We start from the raw sequence: 21,527 nt of genomic DNA, 5'->3' as shown, positions 1-21,527 counted from the left end.
GAAGGTTTGACCCTTAGCGGAACATCGCGCTGATCGATTCTTCATTGCTGATGCGGCGAACCGCTTCGGCAACTACCGGTGCGATATCCAGTTGACGGATACGCGAACAGGCTTGAGCAGCAGCGGACAACGGGATGGTGTTGGTCACCACCAGTTCGTCCAGCATTGAGTTCTCGATGTTCTCGATCGCTCGGCCCGACAGCACAGGGTGTGTGCAGTAGGCGAAGACTTTTGCGGCACCGTGCTCTTTCAGGGCTTTCGCCGCGTGGCACAGGGTGCCGGCGGTGTCGACCATGTCATCAACCAGAATACAGGTGCGCCCTTCGACATCACCGATGATATGCATCACTTCAGAGTGATTGGCTTTCTCACGGCGTTTGTCGATGATCCCGAGATCCACGCCCAGGGATTTGGCAACAGCCCGTGCACGCACGACGCCACCAATGTCCGGGGACACGATCATCAGGTTTTCAAAGCGCTGGTCTTCGATGTCATCCACCAGAACGGGGGAGCCGTAGATGTTATCTACCGGAATATCGAAGAACCCCTGGATTTGGTCAGCGTGCAGGTCAACCGTGAGAACACGGTCGATACCTACCACGGTCAGCATGTCAGCAACGACTTTCGCGCTGATAGCCACACGTGCGGAACGCGGACGGCGATCCTGACGGGCATAACCAAAGTAAGGGATTACAGCTGTGATTCGAGTCGCTGAGGAGCGGCGGAAGGCATCAGCCATCACGACGAGTTCCATCAGGTTATCGTTGGTCGGAGCGCAAGTCGGCTGAATAATGAAGACGTCTTTACCGCGGACGTTTTCATTGATCTCGGCTGTAATTTCGCCGTCGGAGAATTTACCGACAGAGATGTCACCGAGAGGGATATGCAGCTGACGTACGACACGCCGAGCTAGATCGGGGTTAGCATTCCCCGTAAAGACCATCATCTTGGACACGCGCAGTACCTAGAGGCTGAGGGTAACCTGGATGAGTATAGAAAATGGCAGGGGCGGCTGGATTCGAACCAACGCATGGCAGGATCAAAACCTGCTGCCTTACCGCTTGGCGACGCCCCTGTATCTGTTGCAACGAGTACCCAGTACTCGGTTCCTTTTAGAGCAGACTTTGCAGCTTGCGATGCAACATCGAAACGTTGCTTCCCTTTGCTACAAACCCTGTAAGGGTCTCTGTCAGAAGGGCCGAGACTTTATCAGCTTCAGCTTTGCTTGGGAAGCCCCCAAACACACAACTTCCAGTTCCGGTTAATTTTGCTTCGGTAAATTTACCTAACAAATTCAAAGCGTTACGTACCTCTGGATAACGCCTTGCTACAACCGGTAAGCAGTCATTTCGACTGTTTCCCTTGGGAACGGGGCGCACTTTAATGGGAGGAGAGTTACGTGTCAACAGTGGATCTGAAAAAATTTCTGCTGTACTTACAGATACTTGCGGAACAAGCACGACATACCACGGCTCTTCGGGGTCTACAGGGGTGAGTTTTTCGCCCACACCCTCGGCAAAAGCCGCGTGCCCGCGCACGAAAACCGGGACGTCGGCACCCAGTGTCAGGCCCAGCGTAGCCAGGCGATCGTCGTCCCAACCCAGTTGCCACAAGTGATTCAGCCCGAGCAGGGTAGTGGCGGCATTCGAGCTGCCGCCGCCGATTCCACCCCCCATGGGCAGGATCTTGTCGATCCAGATATCGATACCCAGCGAGCAGCCGGATTGCTCCTGAAGTTTTTTCGCCGCCTTCACAATCAGATTGCTGTCGTGAGGCACACCTTCAAATGCTGTGTGCAGTTGAATCACGCCATCGTCGCGAACGGCGAAGGTCAATTCATCGCCGTAGTCGAGAAACTGAAAAATGGTCTGCAACTCGTGATAGCCATCTTCACGGCGACCGAGGATGTGCAGCATCAGATTGAGTTTGGCCGGGGAGGGCAGGGTCAGGCGTTGCACAGTCATCTCATTGCCCCAGCTTGCGAGGTTGCCAATCCTTGATCACCAGCGTGACGTCAAGGTCGGTGCCATGCAGCTTGATGCGCTCGGGCAGCCAATAACCGTTCTGTTGCACATAGCTCAAATACTCGACCTGCCAGCCATCCTGTTCCAGCGATGCCAGGCGGCTGTCGCCATTGAGGCTCAGGCGACTCTTGCTGTCGGGTGCAGGCAAGCCGCGAACCCACCAGACCAAATGTGAGACCGGCAACTTCCAGCCCATCTGTTCTTCCAGCAGGGCTTCGGGTGTGGGCGCTTCATAGCGGCCCTGATTGGCCACTTCCAGGCTCACTTGCCCAGGTCGGCCGGTCAGGCGTGCAGCACCTCGGCCCAAAGGCCCGGAGAGACGAATGTCGTAATAGTCCTGGCGTTGCAGCCAGAACAAGGTGCCGCTGCCCGAGTCCTTCGGGGCGCGAATGCCGACTTTGCCTTCGATCTGCCAGCCGTCGAGGCTGCTCAGTTGGTCCTTGTGCTGTTTCCATTGCGCCGGGTTGCCCTGGCCTTCAACGGACTCGCGAGCGCCAAAGCCCGCGCAACCGGCGAGCAGGGCGATAAAGCTGAAAACGATTACGTGGCGCAAAAACATAAGCTTAAAGGGTCTCGGATCCGGTCAGGCGCTTGATGGTGCTGCGCAGGATAGGGCTGTCGGGTTGTTCCTTGAGGAACTTGCCCCAGATTTGTCTGGCTTCACGCTGTTTGCCCTGGGCCCAGAGCACCTCGCCCAAGTGAGCGGCGACTTCCTGGTCGGGAAAGCGTTCAAGGGCCTGGCGCAACAGACGCTCGGCTTCATCCAGATTGCCCAGTCGGTAATTCACCCAACCCAGGCTGTCGAGGACGGCCGGGTCTTCCGGGTTGAGCTGGTGGGCCTGTTCGATCAGGGTCTTGGCCTCGGCGTAGCGCGTTGTACGGTCGGACAAGGTGTAGCCCAGGGCGTTCAGTGCCATGGCGTTGTCCGGGTCGCGCTTGATGATCAGGCGCAAGTCTTTTTCCATCTGCGCCAGGTCATTGCGTTTTTCTGCTTGCATGGCGCGGGTGTACAGCAGGTTCAAGTCGTCGGGGTACTGCAGCAACGCTTGTTGCAGCAATTTCCAGGCGCGATCGCCTTGCTTGTTGGCTGACAGGGTTTCAGCCTGGATCAGGTACAGCTGGATGGCGTAGTCCGGCTCGGCATCCCGGGCCGCGGCCAGGCGTTTTTCAGCCTCATCGGTGCGGCCATTGCTCATCAGGATATCGGCCTGGCGCAACTGGGCTGGCAAGTAGTCATTGCCGGGGCCGACCAGGGCGTACTCGGTCAACGCGCCTTGCGGGTCGTTACGTTCCTCGGCGATGCGGCCCAGGTTCAGGTGCGCCGAGTCGACGTGGCTTTCCCGGCTAATCAGGTCTTCAAGGTAACCCTTGGCCTCGTCCCAGGCCTTGGCTTCCAGGCATACCAGTGCCAGGGAATAGCGCAGCTCGTCATCGTCCGGGTATTGCTGGACCAGATTGGCGAACTGCACCTTGGCGTCTTCCATACGGTCTTGTTCCACCAGCATACGGGCGTAGGTCAGGCGCAGGCGCTTGTCATCCGGGTACTTCTTGATGTTTTTTTCCAGCAGCGGCAAGGCTTCCTGGCCACGGTTCAGGTTTTGCAACAGGCGTGCGCGCAGCAAAATCGGAGCGATTTCACCGTCTTCCGGCGGGTTCTGTTCCAGCAGCGTCAAGGCCGCTTGTGCTTCATCATCTTGTTGCAGCAGCAAGGCCTTGCCAAAAATCAGCTGGCCATTGTTCGGATGTTTTTGCAGCAGGCGGTCGAAACTCTTCATCAGGCCATTGCGGGTGTCCTGATCGGTGTCGGCCGCCGACAGTGCGAGGAAGTCGAAATGGGTGTCGCCCTTGCCTTGCAGGACTTTCTCCATATAGACCATGGAGTCGTCATAGCGCCCGGCGCGGGCCAGTTGAATGGCCGCTGCCCGCTGGGCTTCAAGATCGTCCGGTGCGTTTTTCGCCCAGATCAGCGATGTATCCAGTGCTGCCTGATCGGCTCCCAGGTATTCGGCGATGCGAAATGCCCGCTCGGAAATCCCCGGATCCTGAGTGTTGATGGCCTGGGTCACGTAGTTATCCAGGGCAATGTCGAAACGATTGCGCTGGCCGGCCAGCTCCGCGCTCAGCAAGCTGAAGACCGTCTCTTCACTGAACGAGGAATAAACCTTGGGCTTTTCAGGGGCGGGAGTGCTGTCTTCGACCGGCGACGAATCGTCCGGCGACACGGGTGCCATGGCCTGGCAGCCGCTGAGAAAGACAAAAGCAAGGAGCAACGCGGAAGATCTATTCATATAGGAAGAGGACGACTAACCTGCGGTCGGATCATCATGACACAAGCCTTCGGCCAAACATAACCGAGTCTCAATTGGCGCCTTTATAGGCATAAGGCATTAGGACAATAGACTACGGTGGTTGTTCTGGATCAGACGAAGTAGGACAATTGTCGGCTTCTCGACATCATCAGCGATATTGAATGGCCTTCCTTGCACTCGGTATTAACCACAAGACTGCTTCCGTAGACGTGCGCGAGCGCGTGGCGTTTACGCCCGAGCAGTTGGTTGAGGCCTTGCAGCAGCTCTGCCGGCTCACCGACAGCCGCGAAGCTGCGATCCTTTCAACCTGCAATCGCAGTGAGCTCTATATAGAGCAGGAACATCTTTCGGCGGATGGGGTACTGCGCTGGCTGGCGGATTTCCACCATTTGAGCCTCGATGACCTGCGTGCCAGCGCTTATGTGCACGAAGAGGATGCGGCAGTTCGTCACATGATGCGTGTCGCCTCGGGGCTCGACTCGCTGGTGTTGGGTGAACCGCAGATTCTGGGCCAGATGAAGTCGGCCTACGCCGTGGCCCGCGAGGCCGGCACCATCGGCCCGCTGCTGGGGCGCTTGTTCCAGGCCACATTCAACTCGGCCAAGCAGGTGCGTACCGACACGGCCATCGGTGAAAACCCGGTTTCCGTGGCCTTCGCCGCCGTCAGCCTGGCCAAACAGATTTTCAGTGATTTGCAACGCAGCCAGGCCTTGTTGATCGGTGCCGGTGAAACCATCACCCTGGTCGCCCGCCATTTGCATGAGCTGGGGGTCAAGCGGATCGTCGTTGCCAACCGCACCCTGGAGCGCGCCAGTATCCTTGCCGAGCAGTTCGGCGCCCACGCGGTGCTGCTGTCGGACATTCCTGCCGAACTGGTGCGCAGCGACATCGTCATCAGTTCTACCGCCAGCCAGTTGCCGATTCTCGGTAAGGGTGCGGTGGAAAGCGCCTTGAAGCTACGCAAGCACAAGCCGATCTTCATGGTGGACATTGCTGTTCCCCGGGATATCGAGCCTGAAGTCGGCGAGTTGGACGACGTTTACCTCTACAGCGTCGACGATTTGCACGAAGTGGTCGCCGAAAACCTCAAGAGCCGTCAGGGCGCAGCCCAGGCCGCCGAGGAAATGGTCAGTACCGGCGCCGATGATTTCATGGTGCGCCTGCGTGAATTGGCGGCGGTGGATGTGCTTAAGGCCTATCGTCAACAAGGCGAACGCCTGCGGGATGAGGAATTGATCAAGGCCCAGCGCATGCTCGCCAATGGCAGCAGCGCCGAAGACGTGCTGATGCAACTGGCCCGCGGCCTGACCAACAAACTGCTGCACGCCCCCAGCGTACAGCTTAAAAAGCTGACTGCCGAAGGCCGCCTCGATGCGCTGGCCATGGCCCAGGAACTCTTTGCCCTCGGTGAGGGCGCGACAGAAAGCTCTTCGGATAAAAAACCGTAATGAAAGCGTCACTGCTCAATAAGCTGGACATTCTCCAGGATCGTTTCGAGGAACTGACTGCCTTGCTTGGCGATGGCGAAGTCATCTCCGATCAAAACAAGTTCCGCACCTATTCCAAGGAATACGCGGAAGTTGAACCCATTGTGGCCACCTATAAACACCTGCTCAAGGTTCAGGCCGATCTGGAAGGCGCCCAGGCGCTGCTCAAGGACAGCGACCCGGACATGCGCGAAATGGCCGTGGAAGAAGTCCGCGAAGCCAAGGAAAAACTGGTTGAGCTGGAAGGCGACCTGCAACGCATGTTGTTGCCCAAGGACCCCAACGACGGGCGCAACGTATTCCTGGAAATCCGTGCCGGCACCGGCGGTGACGAAGCGGCGATTTTCTCCGGCGACCTGTTCCGCATGTATTCACGGTATGCCGAGCGGCGTGGCTGGCGCGTCGAGATTCTCTCGGAAAACGAGGGCGAGCACGGCGGCTATAAAGAAGTCATTGCCCGGGTTGAAGGCGACAACGTCTACGGCAAGTTGAAGTTCGAATCTGGCGCGCACCGCGTACAGCGGGTGCCGGCCACTGAGTCCCAGGGCCGTATCCACACCTCGGCGTGCACCGTGGCGGTATTGCCCGAGCCGGACGAGCAGGAAACCATCGAGATCAACCCGGCGGACTTACGGGTCGACACCTATCGCTCATCGGGCGCCGGTGGTCAGCACGTCAACAAGACCGACTCGGCGATCCGCATCACCCACTTGCCGTCGGGCATTGTGGTGGAGTGCCAGGAAGAGCGCTCCCAGCACAAGAACCGGGCACGAGCGATGTCCTGGTTGTCGGCCAAACTCAACGACCAGCAAACCAGCGCCGCCGCCAACGCGATTGCCAGTGAGCGTAAATTGCTGGTGGGTTCGGGCGATCGCTCCGAACGCATCCGTACCTACAACTTTGCCCAGGGCCGGGTCACCGACCACCGGGTCAACCTGACCCTGTACTCCCTGGATGAAATCCTCGCCGGTGGCGTTGATGCGGTGATCGAGCCCTTGCTGGCCGAGTATCAGGCCGACCAACTGGCGGCGATAGGTGAATAAATGACCATTATTGCCAGCCTGTTACGCGCCGCAGACCTGCCGGACTCGCCCACTGCGCGTCTGGATGTGGAGTTGCTGTTGGCTGCCGCCCTAGGCAAGTCCCGCAGTTACTTGCACACCTGGCCGGAGAAAATCGTCAGCAGTGAAGACGCGCTGACCTTTGCCGACTACCTGCAACGGCGCCGCACGGGTGAGCCCGTGGCCTATATTCTCGGCCAACAGGGCTTTTGGAAGCTGGACCTGGAAGTCGCACCGCATACGCTGATTCCTCGTCCGGAAACCGAGATGCTGGTGGAAGCCGCCCTGGAATTGCTGCCTGCCACCCCCGCCAGGGTCCTCGACCTGGGCACCGGCAGCGGTGCGATTGCCCTGGCCCTGGCCAGCGAGCGCCCAGCGTGGAAAGTCACAGCGGTCGACCGGGTGCTGGAAGCCGTGGCCCTGGCCGAGCGCAATCGCCAGCGCCTGCACCTTGAAAACGCCACGGTACTGAACAGTCACTGGTTCAGCGCCCTGCAAGGCCACACTTACAACCTGATCATCAGCAACCCGCCGTACATCGCCGACACCGATCCGCACCTGGTGACCGGCGATGTGCGTTTCGAACCGGCCAGCGCCTTGGTGGCGGGCCATGACGGTTTGGACGATCTTCGCCTGATCATCGCCCAGGCCCCAGGGCACCTCGATGCGGGTGGCTGGCTGCTGCTGGAGCATGGTTACGACCAGGCTGCTTCGGTGCGCGATCTACTGCTGAGCCATGGCTTCGAGCAAGTGCACAGCCGCATCGACCTCGGCGGCCATGAGCGGATCAGCCTGGGGCGTCGGCCATGCTGAATGACCAGGAGCTGTTGCGCTATAGCCGACAGATTCTGTTGCAGCATGTCGACATCGACGGCCAGTTACGCCTGAAAAACAGCCGCGCGCTGATCGTCGGCCTCGGTGGCCTGGGCGCGCCGGTGGCGTTGTACCTGGCGGCGGCCGGTGTGGGCGAGCTGCATTTGGCGGACTTCGATACCGTCGACCTGACCAATCTTCAACGCCAGATTATCCATGACACTCATAGTGTTGGCCTGACCAAGGTTGACTCGGCCATGGGCCGCCTGGCAGCCATCAATCCTGACGTCCGGTTGGTCGCCCATCGCACCGCGCTGGACGCAGATTCCCTGGCGCAAGCAGTGGCAGCGGTGGACCTGGTTCTCGATTGCAGCGATAACTTCACCACCCGCGAAGCGGTGAATGCTGCCTGTGTTGCCGCCGGCAAGCCTTTGGTCAGCGGCGCGGCGATTCGTCTGGAAGGGCAGCTCTCGGTCTTCGACCCACGCCGCCCGGAAAGCCCTTGCTACCACTGTTTATATGGGCACGGCAGCGAAGCCGAACTGACCTGCAGCGAAGCCGGTGTCATCGGCCCACTGGTGGGGGTGGTGGGTAGCCTGCAAGCCCTGGAAGCGCTGAAACTGCTGGCCGGTTTCGGCGAGCCACTGGTAGGGCGCTTGTTGCTGATTGATGCCTTGACCACTCGCTTCCGTGAACTGCGGGTCAAGCGTGACCCCGGCTGCAGCGTGTGTGGCGCCGCCCATGGTTAAGGATGCGCCGATTGGGGTGTTCGACTCCGGTGTTGGCGGCCTGTCGGTGCTGGCTGAAATCCAGCGGCTGCTGCCCCATGAGTCCTTGCTGTATGTGGCGGATGGCGGACACATCCCTTACGGCGAGAAAACCCCGGAATTCATCCTCGAACGTTCTCGCAGGGTTGCCGGATTTTTCCGCGAGCAAGGCGCCAAGGCTTTTGTGATCGCCTGCAATACGGCGACAGTGGCTGCTGTTGCTGATTTGCGCCGGGATTATCCCGACTGGCCGCTGGTGGGCATGGAGCCCGCTGTAAAGCCGGCGGCCGCCGCCACCCGCAGCGGCGTGGTCGGTGTGCTGGCGACTACCGGCACGCTACAAAGCGCCAAGTTTGCGGCGTTGCTCGATCGTTTCGCGACGGACGTACGAGTCATTACCCAGCCATGCCCGGGCCTGGTGGAGCTGATCGAAACCGGCGACCTGGACAGCCCGGCCCTGCGCCTGTTGTTGCAACGCTATGTCGAACCGCTGATCGCTGCCGGTTGCGACACGATCATTCTTGGCTGCACACACTACCCTTTCCTCAAGCCGTTGCTGGCCCGGATGCTACCGCCGACGGTCATATTGATCGACACGGGAGCTGCGGTGGCGCGTCAGTTGCAGCGGCTGCTGGGCGAGCGAGAGTTGCTGGCAGGGGGGACTCCCCAGGCCACCCGATTCTGGACCAGTGGTGATACCGAGCATCTTAGGAATATCTTGCCCACGCTATGGACATCGTCCGGCGTTGTGCGAAGTTTTGACGGGTGACACGGCCAGCCCCAAGGGGCGCCATGTTCAAAGTCAGCGATACACCGTCGCAATTCCCTGGCGTTCCTCGATGCACTCCGGCGCGCCCATCTCGAACTCCCGACAGATCAACGGCCGTTTCTCATAGATGCTGCACATCATCGTGTCGCGATCCAGAGCGGCGCACCAGCCGTCGTCCAGGCGCAGCATCACTTCACCGCCCCAATCGTCAGTGTCGATAAAGCGATCGGGCACGCCGGTGTCGGTAATCAGCATGACTTCCAACTGACAGCAACATGCGGCGCAGGTGGAGCAGGTGACGGCGGGTTCGGCGATTTGGGTGTGGGGGATGTTGGTCATAGGCGCGCAGTGTAAGGCAACGCGGGTGTGTACGTGTGAAAGCTCTGACGGATGTCATGCTCTGCCGATAATTGCGGTTTTCACAGATCATCCTTTTGCGACGGTGGGTTGGGCAGCATGCGTTTGCCGATGCTCAGCTGTGGGCTGTTTGGTAGCGTCGGCAGCGGCCACAGGGCGGCGAGCAACAGCGCGGGGAAGGCAATCTCCAGCGGGCGACCTTGCAGCTTGGCGAAAATATGCCGCGCTGCTTTGTCAGCAGGCCAGTTCAGCGGCATCGGGAAATCACTGCTCTGCGTCGGTGGCGTGTCGACAAAACCCGGGATGACCACGGTGATATCCACGCCTTTGGAAGACCGGTCAACGCGCAGGGATTCGAACAGGTGGCGCAGGCCGGCCTTGGGGTCGGTCTGGGACATCGGTAAATAGGTCACGGCACTGGCAATGCCCACCAGATGTGGTGTTCGGCCAACCTGCAACAGTGGCAACGCCGCTTCGATGCAATAACTGCTGGCCAGCAGGTTAGTGCGCACCACGTACTCGATGATCGAGGCGTCGAACTGCTGGGTGTCCACGTATTCACAGGTGCCAGCGTTGAGGATCACCGTGTCCAGCGAACCCCAGACCTGGGTAATGTGCTCGCCGATTTCGCGCACAGTCTGGCTGTTGGTCAAGTCGCCTGCCACCACCAGTACGTGTCCTGGATACTGTTGTGCGAACTGCTCCAGTGGTTCCTGGAAGCGAGAGCTGAGCGCCACGTGAGCACCGCTCTTGAGCAGCTCTTCGGCCAGCGCAGCACCGAGCCCGTTGCTGGCGCCGGTCAGCCAGTAGCGGCGTGCAGACGTAAGGCTCATCCCATATTCCTTGAGGGCAGGCTGCGGAAGGCGGCGAGGGCACGCTCCCGGGATTTTTTCAGATCGACGATGGGGCGAGGATAATCGGCGGCGCCAAACAAACCACCTGCAGTGGCTGGATTGTGTACTTCTTTTTTATTCAGCGTCGCCAAGTGCGGTAGCCAGTGCTTGATGAAGTGCCCATCTGCGTCGAATTTTTCCGACTGACTCAAGGGGCTGAAAATCCGGAAATAGGGCGCCGAATCGGTGCCGGTGGAGGAACTCCACTGCCAGCCACCGTTATTGGCCGCCAGGTCGCCGTCGATCAAGTGACGCATGAAAAAGCGTTCGCCTTCGCGCCAGTCGATCAACAGGTTCTTGGTGAGGAACATCGCCACCACCATGCGCAGGCGGTTGTGCATCCAGCCGGTTTCGAGCAATTGGCGCATGGCAGCATCAATGATCGGCAGTCCGGTGCGGGCCTCTTGCCAGGCGGCCAAGTCCTCGGGAGCGTTACGCCAGGGGACAGCTTCGGTTTCTGGGCGAAAGGCGCGGTGGCGAGAGACTCTGGGGTAGCCCACGAGGATGTGTTTATAGAACTCGCGCCATAGCAACTCGTTGATCCAGGTGATGGCGCCGATATCACCGCTTTCGAATTCGCCTTGATTGCTTTGCAGGGCAGTATGCAGGCACTGGCGTGGCGAGACCACGCCTGCGGCCAGGTAGGCGGACAACTGGCTGGTGCCAGGTTTGGCGGGGAAGTCACGCTCATTCTTGTAGTCGCTGATGTGCTCGTCGGCAAACTGCTCAAGGCGACGCAGGGCTTCGTCTTCGCCTGCGGGCCAAAGGGTGCGCAAGTGTTCACTTGGCGCGGCGAAGCCGCTGATGTGTTCGGGGATCAAGTCGCTTTTTACCGCCAGCGTCGCCTGAGGCTTGGGCGTCGCCACCAGGCGCGGCAGGGCCGTATGCAGGCGGGCGTAGCAAACCTTGCGGAACTGACTGAAGACCTGAAAGTAGGTGCCGGTCTTGGTCAGGATGCTGCCGGGTTGGAATAACAGTTGATCCAGATAGCGATGGAAGCTGATGTTCTCGGCTTCCAGTGCCTTGGCAACGGCGGCATCGCGGCGGCTTTCATGGATGCCGTATTCGTCGTTGGCGTGGACCGAGTCGATCGACAACTCCTTGCACAGTTGTACCAAGGTTTGCGGGGCCTGGTCCCAGGTGGCGGCATGACGAATCAGCAGTGCAATGTTCAGCTCGTCCAGCGCCTGGCTCAAGCTGCGCAGGTTGCGTAGCCAGAAGTCCACTTTGCACGGCGCGTCACCGTGAGCCCGCCATTGCTCGGGTGTGATCAGGTAGACCGCCACTGTGGGCCCGCGCTCGGCGGCGGCGGCGAGGGCGGTGTTGTCATGTAGGCGCAGGTCACTGCGCAACCAGATCAATTGCTTGTTCATCGTTTAGACAAGTCCGCGCTGGATCAGCGCCTGATGAGCCGACAGGGCATTCTCGGCCAGGAGCAACTCAGGAATGTCATGGGCTAATACGGCCAACTCGGCCTGATGGATACAGACCGTTGGCCCTGCAATCAATTTTGGGCAACTGACGCCGCCCAGAAGTTTCGTTAACGCCTGCACGTTGATCGCCTTGCTCGAATACAGCAGTACCGCGCGGGGTTGCAAATGCTCCACCGCCAAGGCTAATTCGCCGATGGGCAATGGCCAGTCGAAAACTTCCACGGGGCAGTTGGCGCTGCTGACCAGCCAGGCGGTGAGCCACAGGTGAGGCTCCAGGGGCAGGTCGGACTGGTTGATCAGCAACAGCGGCGCGCCCTTGAGCTGGCGATTGTTGTGATAGATCCGTGCGCCGAACTTGCTGCGCAACCAAGAATAGAAAAACACCCGCTCCATCTGTGCGCCAAATTGGCCTTGCCAGCGCAGTTCAAGGTCTGCGAGCAGTGGCATTAATAGCTGTTCGCACAAGGTGCGCGGCGGGTACAGCGCCATGGCCTGGTTGAAGGTTGCGTCAACCCTGTGTTCGGCCAGTTCGCTGATGGCTTGCAGCAGATGCTGGCGCAGGCTGTGCCATTCACTTGGGGTTTCGTCGTTGCTGGTTTGTGCGGTGTCGATCAGTTTTTTAACCTGGCTGACCGGCACGCCACGGTTGAGCCAGGTGAGGATGGAATGGACGCGCTGCACATGTTCGAGGCTAAACAGGCGGTGCCCCTTGGGTGTGCGCAGGGGCACGATCAGGCCGTAGCGCCGTTCCCAGGCTCGCAAAGTCACGGCGTTGACGCCAGTCTGGCGCGCCACTTCACGGATCGGCAACCAGCCTTGTTCCAGGGCCTGGGCGCAGTGGTCTTGCACAGAAGTACTCATGGGTTAGACCGCATTACGCAGGCTGAGGTTTTCCGGATGCGGTTGCAGGTAGGCCTGCTGCACGATATTTGGTTGGCGGGTGGCGGACGGGGTGCTGGGCATGGGTAAACCTCTACAAAATTCCTGTACATAATTATTTTTATGTACAACTAAATCTCATCATAGGTTTGATGCTGTACAAGTCAAATATTCTGTATAGGTATTGGCGGCGAGAGGCTGACCCAGGACATACCCCCGTAGTAGTTGTCGAGCACCAGCGAGGCTACGTAGCCCGCACCAGCCCAGACAACGTCCTGACGAGCCGACAGTTGCTACAGATGTGCGATCAAACGCCGTGCCGCTTCCTGGCCACTGAGCCAGGCGCCTTCGACTCGGCCTGAGAGACACCAGTCGCCGCACACGTACAGCCCTAGGTCGGCATCGGCCAATACGCCAAACTCGTGGCTGCCGGACGGCCGAGCATAGAGCCAGCGGTGGGCCAGGCTGAAGATCGGGGCAGGCATGGCGCTGTGCAGCAGTTCGGCGAAGGCACCGTGCAGTTGTTCGATCACCGCCTCTTTGGGCAAGTCCAGATGCTGCTTGCTCCAGGCACTGGTGGCGTGCAGTACCCAGGTGTCGAGTCTGGTGTCGCGCCCAGGTTTACTGCGGTTACGGGCCAGCCAGTCGAGTGGGCTGTCCTGCACAAAACAGCCTTCCATGGGGGTGTCCAGCGGGGTGTCGAAGGCCAGGGCGACGGCCCAGGTGGGGTCCATCTTCACGCCGGCGGCGGCGCTTGCCAGTTTCGGTGCGGCGGCCAGCAGTGCGGTAGCCTGAGGTGCCGGGGTGGCGATGATGACGTGGCTGAACGGGCCATGGTTACTACCGTCGGCGTCCAGCAGGTTCCAGTGCTGTGTGCCCTGGAACACATCAGTGATCCTGCAGCCAAACTCCACTGGCAGGTCATCCAGCAACGCCCGAGTGATAGCGCTCATGCGTGGGGTGCCGACCCAGCGGGTCTGTTCATCGGGTGAGGGGCTGAATTGCCCGGACTTGAAGTTGTACAACTGGGGTTCCCACTCTGCGGCCCAACCATTGGCCTGCCAACGCTGCACTTCATTGACGAAGCGCCGGTCACGGGCGGTGAAATACTGGGCCCCCAAGTCCAGTGCGCCGGCATCGCTGCGCTGGCTGGACATACGGCCACCGCTGCCATGGCTTTTATCGAAGAGTTGTACAACGTGCCCGGCGTCTTTCAACGCTCGAGCGGCGGAGAGCCCGGCGATGCCGGTACCAATGATCGCGATGGGAACAGTCATGGGAGGCCTCGTTTTACCGTTGGGTACAGACTACGCCGACACCAATAGCTGTACAATATTGTTTTTTGGTATAAGTTTTGGCATGCCTGATCGTTTGGCGTGTCCTATGGTTAAACATGAGGGTTAAACCAACGTTGCGCCCGATTTAAAAGATCCCTGTCTATAAAATAGACCAGTGTTGGACGGCGAACGTTACACGAGGAAAAACTCATGCATATTTTGCTGACGGGCGGTACGGGACTGATCGGTCGCCAGCTCTGCCAACACTGGCTGGCCCAAGGGCATCGCCTGAGTGTGTGGAGCCGTCATCCGGAGCAAGTGGCCAAACTTTGCGGTGGCCAGGTGCAAGGTGTCGCCCGTCTGCAGGACATTAACCAGCCGGTGGACGCGGTGATTAACCTGGCCGGCGCACCCATTGCCGACCGGCCCTGGACCCATAAACGCAAGGCATTGTTGTGGAGCAGCCGGATCGGCCTGACTGAAACCCTGCTTGCCTGGCTCGATGGCCTCGAGCACAAACCGGGGGTATTGATTTCCGGTTCTGCGGTGGGTTGGTACGGCGATGGCGGTGAGCGCGAACTGACCGAAGACAGTGGCCCGGTGCAGGACGACTTCCCCAGCCAGTTATGCATCGCCTGGGAAGAAACCGCCCAGCGAGCAGAGTCTTTCGGTGTACGCGTGGTACTGGTGCGAACCGGGCTGGTGCTGGCGGCCGAGGGCGGCTTTTTGTCGCGGCTGCTGTTGCCGTTCAAACTGGCGCTGGGCGGGCCTATCGGCAATGGCCGGCAGTGGATGCCGTGGGTGCATATCAAGGATCAAATCGCCCTGATTGATTTTCTTCTGCACAAGACTGACGCCCGGGGTCCTTATAATGCCTGTGCGCCGCAGCCGGTGCGCAATCTTGAATTCGCCAAGACGCTGGGCAAAGTGCTGCATCGTCCAGCGTTCATGCCTATGCCGGCCTTCGCCTTGCGTATCGGCCTGGGCGAGTTGTCTGGCTTGTTGCTGGGTGGCCAGCGGGCGGTCCCGCAGCGGTTGTTGGCAGCCGGTTTCACTTTTCAGTTTACTGAGTTGCATGCGGCCCTGGACGACTTGTCCAGCCGCCTCTAGAGATAGGATGTTGCATGACGGATCACGCGTTGTTACTGGTCAACCTGGGTTCACCGGCATCCACTTCGGTGGCCGATGTGCGCAGCTACCTCAATCAATTCCTGATGGACCCTTACGTGATCGATCTGCCGTGGCCGGTGCGACGGTTGCTGGTGTCGCTGATCCTGATCAAGCGTCCCGAGCAATCGGCCCATGCCTATGCCTCGATCTGGTGGGACGAGGGCTCGCCTCTGGTGGTCCTCAGTCGCCGCCTGCAACAGCAAATGACGGCGCAGTGGACTCAGGGGCCTGTGGAGTTGGCGATGCGCTATGGCGAGCCGTCCATTGAGAGCGTGCTGACTCGGCTGGCTGCCCGGGGCATCAAGAAAGTCACCCTGGCGCCGCTGTACCCGCAATTTGCCGACAGCACCGTGACCACAGTGGTTGAAGAGGCCAAGCGTGTGGTACGGGACAAGAAGCTGGCGATCCAGTTTTCGATTTTGCAGCCGTTCTACGACCAGCCTGAATACCTCGACGCTTTGGTAGCCAGTGCCAAGCCGCATTTGCAGCAGGACTTCGATCACTTGTTGTTCAGCTTCCATGGCTTGCCCGAGCGACACCTGAAAAAACTCAACCCGGGTCATGAGTTCGACGGTGCCACCGATTGCTGCGCCAACGCCTCGCCGCAAGTGCGAGCCACCTGTTATCGCGGGCAGTGTTTCAGTGTTGCCCGGGATTTTGCCGAGCGCATGGGGTTGGCGCAGGGCAAGTGGTCGGTGGCGTTCCAATCACGTCTGGGCCGGGCGAAGTGGATCGAACCCTATACCGAAGCGCGGCTGGAAGCGTTGGCTCGGCAAGGGGTGAAGAAATTGCTGGTGATGTGCCCGGCATTTGTGGCCGATTGCATCGAGACCCTGGAAGAGATTGGTGACCGTGGGTTGGAGCAGTTCCGCGAAGCGGGTGGCGAGGAGTTGGTGTTGGTGCCGTGTTTGAATGATGAGGAGCAGTGGGCGGTGGCGCTTAATACGTTGTGTGAGCGGGCCCCCGTGGCGTTGTAATTACCCGCTCGAAATAATGAATATCAATGTGGGAGCCGGGCTTGCCCGCGATGGCGATGTGTCAGTTGATACATCTGGTGATTGATACACCGCCATCGCGGGCAAGCCCGGCTCCCACATTGTTTTGTGGTGTTTATTCGTGATGCGGTTCGCCAAGGAACGTCAGCGAACTGAACAATCCTCGTGTCGCCACATCAGCGTTGTCCTTGAGCGGCACTTCCACCTGTGCCGCAATCACATTCAACCCTTCATTACGCACCAGCACCTGGGCACGGCCTTCAGCGTCAGTCTCGGTGCTCAAGGTGTTCGGTGCATTACGGTAGTCGCCAATCAACTTGACTCCCGCCACGGGCTTGCCATCCAGCAGCACCCGTACCGGCAGTGACTTGCCCGGGCCTACGGTCAACGGGTCGACTTCAGGCAGGATCAGCAGCTTGATCTGATCCAGCTTGGGCAATTTCGCTCCGGGTTGGTAAATCGCCAGGCTGTATTTGAAGGTCTGGGTCGACTCGACCGCGCCAGGCACTTTACTGCGGCCTTGGTTGATCCACTTGTTATCCGCAGTCTTCGACCACATCCCGTTATCCAGCGCGACCGCCAGCACGGCCGGTGGTTTGAGCGGTTGCAGTCGAGCATGATCGTCCAGACGTTGCACCGTCACCGGGATCATTCTTCCGCCCGTGTCATAGGCCCAGGCGCCACTGATTTTTTGAGCCCTGAAAGCATCGTCCTCGGCGCCATGGCCGTAGATGACTTCGATATTGCCGCGCCGTTGTTCGGTCCACAGGCCATGGGCGCAGACCTGGGTGGCAAACAGCAGGCCGAGCACTGCCAGTGATTTGAGAGGGAGCATGGTGACGTCCTTTTACAGGTTGAGGGTCAGGCTGACGGTGAGGTTGCGCGGTTCCCCGGGCATGACCCAGTAGTTGCTGTAGGACCGCTCGTAGTACTTTTCATCGAACAGGTTGTTGAGGTTCAGGCCCACGGTGACGTTGTCGCTGGCCTTGTAATGAGCCAGCAGGTCGACGGTGTGGTACGCCGGTAACTCAAAGCTGCCGCCCGCTTCACCCGAGCGATCACCGACGTAGGTGAAGGCGGCACCGAGGTCGGATCCTCGTAGCAGGCCGTCCTGGAACTCATACACGCCCAACAGACTGCCGCTGCGCTTGGCCACGCCGAGAATCCGGCTGCCGGTCGGAATGGTTTTGTCACCCTTGGTGACTTCGGCATCGATGTAGGCGAAAGCGCCGATAACCCGTACGGCGTCGGTCAGTTGCCCTGTGAGCTGCAAGTCAAAGCCCTGGCTGCGGGCCTTGCCCATGGCGCGGTCGGTGTCGGTAGCCGGGTCCCTGGCCAGGACGTTTTCCTTTTCGATATGAAAGGCGGCGAGGGTGGTGCTCAGGCGGTCGTCGAACAGTTCGCTCTTGATGCCGACTTCGTAACCCACACCTTCTTCCGGCTTGAAGGATTTACCGCCGGCGTCCAGGCCATTGTTGGGTTTGAACGAGGTGGAGGCGTTGGCGAACACGCCCACTTGTGGCGTCAGTTGGTAGAGCAACCCGGCGCGTTGGGTCAGGGCATCGTGGGTCTGTCGGTTTTTGGCGTGGTTGCGGGTGTAGTCGTCGGTACTTTGTTCGAAGTGCTCGAAACGCGCGCCGATCATGCCTCGCAGGCGATCGGTGAAGACGATCTGGTCTTGCAGGTTCAGGGCCTGGCTTTTCACGTGCTCGTAGAAGTCGGTGCCGGAGCGCTTGCCGTTGGGCTTGGGCTGGCCGTAGATCGGCTTATAGATGTCGATCGCGTAGTCGCTGCCGCCGATGGCGGTTACTCGTTCTTTCTTGCGGTAATCCTCGTACTCGGTGCCGATCAACAGTTCGTGCTGCCAACTGCCGATGTCGAACAGGCCACGCAATTCCAGCTGGGTAATGCTGTCGTGCCAACCGGTGGAGCGTTCGCGGTAGCGGCGGTTGACGGTGTGACCATCAGCATTCAGTGCACGGTTTTCCGAGGCGTCGCCCCACAGGCTGCCCTGTTTGTAATGGCTGGCCAGGCGCAGCTTCCAGGCATCGTTGAGGTGATGCTCAAGGGTCGCTTGCAGGCGGTTGTTGTGGTTGCGGATATCGCCGTCGTTGGGCTCGCCGAGGAAGGTCGAGCGGGAGACGCCGCCCCAGCGGTTGTTGGGCGCGACGAGACCTCGGTCGAAGGTCGAGCTGTGGCGCACGAATTCGCTTTCCACCAGCAGGCTGGTGTCCGGGTCCAGTTGCCAACTGAAAGACGGTGCGACGAACACGCGCTTGCTTTGCACGTGGTCGCGGAAGCTCTGATTGTCCTCCACTGCCAGGTTGACCCGTGACAGCACGCGGCCTTCGCTGTCCAGTGGCGTGTTGACGTCAAGGGTGGTGCGGTAGCGATCCCAACTGCCGGCGCTGGTTTGCACGGTGGTGAAGGCTTCGGCCTGGGGTTTCTTGGTGACGATATTCACGGTGCCGCCGGGATCACCACGGCCATACAGGCTGGCGGCGGGGCCCTTGAGTACTTCGATGCGTTCGATGTTGGCCGCGTCCGGGGTGCTTGGGTAGCCGCGGTTGGCGCTGAAACCGTCCTGGTAGAACTCCGAGGTGGTGAAACCGCGCACACTGTATTCGTAGAGGGTCAGGCCGCCGAAGTTGTTCTGCCTGGACACGCCGCCGGCAAACTCCAGGGCGCGTTCGACATTGGTACTGCCGAGGTCTTTAAGCACCGTGGCGGGAATTACGCTGATGGACTGTGGGATGTCGCGTATGGCGGTGTCAGTCTTGGTAGCGCTGGCCGAACGGGTGGCGCGATAGCCTTTGACGGGACTGGTGGCGGATTCGTATGCCTCACTGGTGACGCTGATGGTGTCCAGTTCAACAGTGGAGGCGTCTTCGGCGTAGGCCGGGTCCACCAGTAAACCCAAGGCGATTCCGGCCAGTGGGGCAAATTTTCGAGACGGCATGGTAGAGCGTTCCAATAGCGATATTGAAACAACATAACATAACTGATGAGAATCAATGCTTTTTGAAATATTGGGTTACAGGAGCCTGCACACAGGCTCCTGCAAGCCGCAGGTTATTCCTCTTCTTTCACCGGTGCAGGCGGTGGTCGCAAGCCGATTTCTGCCGACAGCTTGAGCTCTTTGCCATTGCGCATGACCTGGATGGTGACCTTGTCAGTGGGTTTGATCCGCGCCACCTGGTTCATCGATTTGCGCCCATCACCCGCCGGCTCGCCGTCGATGCTGAGGATGACATCACCCAATTGCAGCCCGGCTTTCTGCGCCGGACCGTCGCGGAAGATCCCTGCGACCACGATGCCAGGGCGACCGGTCAGCCCAAAGGACTCCGCCAGTTCCTTGGTCAACGGCTGCACTTCAATCCCCAGCCAGCCACGAATCACCTGGCCATGTTCGATGATCGACTTCATCACCTCCATCGCCAGCTTCACCGGGATCGCGAAGCCGATGCCCTGGGAGCCGCCGGACTTGGAGAAGATCGCCGTGTTGATCCCGGTCAGGTTGCCGTTGGCATCCACCAGCGCACCGCCGGAGTTGCCGGGGTTGATCGCTGCGTCGGTCTGGATAAAGTCTTCGTAGCTGTTGAGGCCCAACTGATTGCGCCCTGTGGCACTGATGATGCCCATGGTCACCGTCTGGCCGACGCCGAACGGGTTGCCGATGGCGAGTGCTACGTCACCGACGCGCAAGCTTTCGGAGCGACCGATGGTGATCGACGGCAGGCTCTTCAAGTCGATCTTCAGCACCGCGAGGTCGGTTTCCGGATCACTGCCGACTACGCGGGCCAGGGTTTCCCGGCCGTCACGCAAGGCCACAACGATCTGGTCGGCGCCGGTGGTCACATGATTGTTGGTGAGGATGTAGCCTTCCGGGCTCATGATTACCCCGGAGCCCAGGCTCGACTCCATGCGCCGCTGCTTGGGCGAGTTATCACCGAAAAAGCGCCGGAACTGCGGGTCTTCAAACAGGGGGTGGGCCGGTTTGTTGATGACCTTGGTGGTGTACAGGTTGACTACCGCAGGCGCTGCGATGACGACGGCATCGGCATAGGTCACCGGGCCTTGTACCACCGCGCTGGTTTGCGGTGCCTGTTGCAGGTTGACATCGAGGGTCGGCAGGCCGACCCATTGTGGATAACGCTGAATAATCAGCATCGCGATCAGCACGCCAGCCAACAATGGCCATCCAAAAAAACGCAGTGCCTTGAGCATTAAGAAAAATCCTGACAGGTTGCAGGGGGCACAAGAGCGCCCATAATGTCGCGCATTATACGAGGCCGAGCGCGCCTCTGAACGGGATATTTAGGAGTCTTTTATGGCCGTCGCCCTGAGCACCTTAGTCGAGGAAGCAGACCGCTACCTCAACAGCGCGAAAATTGCCGATTATTGCCCCAATGGCCTGCAGGTCGAGGGCCGCCCCCAGGTGCGGCGCATTGTCAGCGGTGTCACGGCGAGCCAGGCGTTGCTGGACGCGGCGGTCGAAGCCCAGGCCGACCTGGTGCTGGTGCACCACGGCTATTTCTGGAAAGGCGAAAGCCCGTGCATCACCGGCATGAAGCAGCGCCGCCTGAAAACCCTGCTCAAGCACGACATCAGCTTGCTGGCCTACCACTTGCCCCTGGACCTGCACCCCGACGTCGGTAACAACGTGCAGCTTGCTCGGCAACTGGACATCACCGTCGAAGGCCCGCTGGACCCGGATAACCTCAAGGTCGTCGGCCTGGTGGGCTCGCTGGCTGAGCCGGTGTCACCCCGCGACTTCGCCCGTCGCGTGCAGGACGCCATGGGCCGTGAGCCATTGCTGATTGAAGGCAGCGAGATGATCCGCCGTATTGGCTGGTGCACAGGTGGCGGCCAGGGCTATATCGATCAGGCCGTATTGGCCGGTGTTGACCTGTACCTGAGCGGTGAGGCCTCGGAGCAGACCTTCCACAGTGCGCGGGAAAATGACATCAGCTTCATTGCCGCCGGTCACCACGCCACTGAGCGTTATGGTGTGCAGGCGCTGGGGGACTATCTGGCGCGGCGCTTTGCCCTTGAACATCTATTCATCGATTGTCCCAATCCGATCTGATGAGCATCGCCGAACAAATGTGGGAGCAGCGGTGCGACGATTCGACGTGCATCGCGAATGCGGTTGTAGCCGCTGCCGAAGAATGAGGCTGCGATGGGCTGCGTAGCGGCCCCCAGGGCGGTCCTGCGGACACGCATCGCAGCCTCGTACCTCGGCAGCGGCTACAGCGCGATCGCAGGCAAGCCAGCTCCCACCTTCGACCGA

20 protein-coding genes and 1 tRNA gene are annotated in these 21,527 nt (G+C 59.9%); 8 read left to right on the top strand and 13 right to left on the bottom strand.

The features are described from left to right. Positions 1–13 precede the first annotated feature (13 nt). The 5 genes from GNF76_RS03870 to GNF76_RS03850 form a co-directional block, all read right to left on the bottom strand. Complete coding sequence (locus GNF76_RS03870; protein ID WP_003208392.1) at positions 14–955, bottom strand: ribose-phosphate pyrophosphokinase; 942 nt, start codon at positions 953–955, stop codon at positions 14–16. Positions 956–1,000: 45 nt separating this feature from the next. After that, positions 1,001–1,075 (bottom strand) — tRNA-Gln (locus tag GNF76_RS03865). A 37-nt stretch (positions 1,076–1,112) separates the two neighbouring features. Beyond that, positions 1,113–1,964: a 4-(cytidine 5'-diphospho)-2-C-methyl-D-erythritol kinase gene (ispE, locus tag GNF76_RS03860; protein WP_155581846.1), complete on the bottom strand. Its 852-nt coding sequence runs from the start codon at positions 1,962–1,964 to the stop codon at positions 1,113–1,115. Position 1,965: 1 nt separating this feature from the next. Then, complete coding sequence (lolB, locus tag GNF76_RS03855; RefSeq protein ID WP_155581845.1) at positions 1,966–2,583, bottom strand: lipoprotein insertase outer membrane protein LolB; 618 nt, start codon at positions 2,581–2,583, stop codon at positions 1,966–1,968. A gap of 4 nt (positions 2,584–2,587) precedes the next feature. Beyond that, positions 2,588–4,312, bottom strand: a complete 1,725-nt coding sequence (locus GNF76_RS03850; RefSeq protein ID WP_155581844.1) for a tetratricopeptide repeat protein — start codon at positions 4,310–4,312, stop codon at positions 2,588–2,590. Between the two features lie 182 nt (positions 4,313–4,494). On the opposite strand from GNF76_RS03850, the gene hemA reads away from it, so the two are divergent. Genes hemA through murI form a run of 5 tightly spaced genes read left to right on the top strand, consistent with a single transcriptional unit; the run spans position 4,495 to position 9,230 of the window. Continuing rightward, complete coding sequence (gene hemA / locus GNF76_RS03845) at positions 4,495–5,781, top strand: glutamyl-tRNA reductase (RefSeq protein WP_155581843.1); 1,287 nt, start codon at positions 4,495–4,497, stop codon at positions 5,779–5,781. Continuing rightward, positions 5,781–6,863, top strand: a complete 1,083-nt coding sequence (gene prfA / locus GNF76_RS03840; protein ID WP_155581842.1) for a peptide chain release factor 1 — start codon at positions 5,781–5,783, stop codon at positions 6,861–6,863. Before hemA ends, prfA begins: the two co-directional genes overlap by 1 nt. Continuing rightward, the gene (gene prmC / locus GNF76_RS03835) at positions 6,864–7,694 is read left to right on the top strand and encodes a peptide chain release factor N(5)-glutamine methyltransferase (RefSeq protein WP_155581841.1); all 831 of its coding nucleotides are present in this window, start codon (positions 6,864–6,866) and stop codon (positions 7,692–7,694) included. Next, a complete protein-coding gene (locus tag GNF76_RS03830; protein ID WP_155581840.1) occupies positions 7,688–8,443 on the top strand; it encodes a molybdopterin-synthase adenylyltransferase MoeB in 756 nt (251 codons plus the stop codon). The genes prmC and GNF76_RS03830 overlap by 7 nt, the downstream gene beginning before the upstream one ends. Then, positions 8,436–9,230 carry a glutamate racemase gene (murI, locus tag GNF76_RS03825; RefSeq protein WP_155581839.1) on the top strand — a complete coding sequence of 265 codons (795 nt, stop codon included), beginning with the start codon at positions 8,436–8,438 and terminating at the stop codon, positions 9,228–9,230. Before GNF76_RS03830 ends, murI begins: the two co-directional genes overlap by 8 nt. A gap of 33 nt (positions 9,231–9,263) precedes the next feature. Here the strand turns inward: murI and GNF76_RS03820 are convergent, their stop codons facing one another. From GNF76_RS03820 to GNF76_RS03800, 5 genes are all read right to left on the bottom strand, one after another. After that, positions 9,264–9,569 carry a YkgJ family cysteine cluster protein gene (locus GNF76_RS03820; protein WP_155581838.1) on the bottom strand — a complete coding sequence of 102 codons (306 nt, stop codon included), beginning with the start codon at positions 9,567–9,569 and terminating at the stop codon, positions 9,264–9,266. 80 nt (positions 9,570–9,649) lie between these two features. Continuing rightward, positions 9,650–10,420, bottom strand: coding sequence for an SDR family NAD(P)-dependent oxidoreductase (locus GNF76_RS03815; RefSeq protein WP_155581837.1), 771 nt, complete (start codon positions 10,418–10,420; stop codon positions 9,650–9,652). Further along, positions 10,417–11,853: a deoxyribodipyrimidine photo-lyase gene (gene phrB / locus GNF76_RS03810; protein WP_155581836.1), complete on the bottom strand. Its 1,437-nt coding sequence runs from the start codon at positions 11,851–11,853 to the stop codon at positions 10,417–10,419. The genes GNF76_RS03815 and phrB overlap by 4 nt, the downstream gene beginning before the upstream one ends. 3 nt (positions 11,854–11,856) lie before the next feature. Then, a complete protein-coding gene (locus tag GNF76_RS03805; protein ID WP_155581835.1) occupies positions 11,857–12,774 on the bottom strand; it encodes a MerR family transcriptional regulator in 918 nt (305 codons plus the stop codon). A 311-nt stretch (positions 12,775–13,085) separates the two neighbouring features. Then, positions 13,086–14,069, bottom strand: coding sequence for an NAD(P)/FAD-dependent oxidoreductase (locus GNF76_RS03800; RefSeq protein ID WP_155581834.1), 984 nt, complete (start codon positions 14,067–14,069; stop codon positions 13,086–13,088). A gap of 210 nt (positions 14,070–14,279) precedes the next feature. Here GNF76_RS03800 and GNF76_RS03795 point away from each other — a divergent pair, with 210 nt between their 5' ends. Beyond that, a complete protein-coding gene (locus tag GNF76_RS03795) occupies positions 14,280–15,179 on the top strand; it encodes a TIGR01777 family oxidoreductase (RefSeq protein WP_155581833.1) in 900 nt (299 codons plus the stop codon). A gap of 14 nt (positions 15,180–15,193) precedes the next feature. After that, complete coding sequence (gene hemH / locus GNF76_RS03790; RefSeq protein WP_155581832.1) at positions 15,194–16,216, top strand: ferrochelatase; 1,023 nt, start codon at positions 15,194–15,196, stop codon at positions 16,214–16,216. A 133-nt stretch (positions 16,217–16,349) separates the two neighbouring features. Here the strand turns inward: hemH and GNF76_RS03785 are convergent, their stop codons facing one another. From GNF76_RS03785 to algW, 3 genes are all read right to left on the bottom strand, one after another. Beyond that, a complete protein-coding gene (locus GNF76_RS03785; protein ID WP_155581831.1) occupies positions 16,350–17,069 on the bottom strand; it encodes a DUF4198 domain-containing protein in 720 nt (239 codons plus the stop codon). A 12-nt stretch (positions 17,070–17,081) separates the two neighbouring features. Then, positions 17,082–19,193 carry a TonB-dependent siderophore receptor gene (locus GNF76_RS03780; protein WP_155581830.1) on the bottom strand — a complete coding sequence of 704 codons (2,112 nt, stop codon included), beginning with the start codon at positions 19,191–19,193 and terminating at the stop codon, positions 17,082–17,084. A 113-nt stretch (positions 19,194–19,306) separates the two neighbouring features. Next, on the bottom strand, positions 19,307–20,461 hold the full coding sequence (gene algW / locus GNF76_RS03775) for a Do family serine endopeptidase AlgW (RefSeq protein ID WP_155581829.1): 1,155 nt from the start codon (positions 20,459–20,461) through the stop codon (positions 19,307–19,309). Between the two features lie 103 nt (positions 20,462–20,564). Here algW and GNF76_RS03770 point away from each other — a divergent pair, with 103 nt between their 5' ends. Next, entirely contained in the window at positions 20,565–21,323 is a 759-nt protein-coding gene (locus GNF76_RS03770) for a Nif3-like dinuclear metal center hexameric protein (protein WP_155581828.1), read from the top strand. The last annotated feature ends 204 nt before the right edge of the window (positions 21,324–21,527 follow it).

The organism is Pseudomonas spelaei, assembly GCF_009724245.1.
GTDB classification, from domain to species: domain Bacteria; phylum Pseudomonadota; class Gammaproteobacteria; order Pseudomonadales; family Pseudomonadaceae; genus Aquipseudomonas; species Aquipseudomonas spelaei.
The sequence above is the reverse complement of the archived record's forward strand: the minus strand, read 5'-3'. Positions and strand labels throughout refer to the sequence as shown.